General features: G+C 48.9%; 1 protein-coding gene. It reads left to right on the plus strand.

All coding sequences use genetic code 11. The features are described 5' to 3' along the window. The coding region (locus FLQ44_RS25510; RefSeq protein WP_147693322.1) for a TVP38/TMEM64 family protein at positions 1-259 on the plus strand (259 nt) is incomplete at its 5' end. Positions 260-284 lie beyond the last annotated feature (25 nt).

Genomic DNA, 284 nt, shown 5'->3' on the forward strand with positions numbered 1-284 from the left:
TAACTATGCTTTTGGAGTCACGCAGGTATCTTTAAAAGACTATTTTTTGGCATCTTGGATCGGCATGATTCCGGGAACTGTCATGTATGTTTATCTCGGTTCCTTGGCCGGGAGTTTGGCTGCACTCGGATCGCAAGGGCGATCGCGCACTGCTCCGGAGTGGGCTCTCTACGGCATTGGTTTGCTAGCAACGATCGCCCTCACCGTTTATGCCACCCGCTTGGCTAAGAAAGCTTTAGACGAAAAAATTTCCCCTTGAAACCACCGCGCAAATTGGTAAAATT

Source organism: Vogesella mureinivorans, from assembly GCF_007644035.1.
In the GTDB taxonomy this organism is placed as follows: Bacteria; Pseudomonadota; Gammaproteobacteria; order Burkholderiales; family Chromobacteriaceae; genus Vogesella; species Vogesella mureinivorans.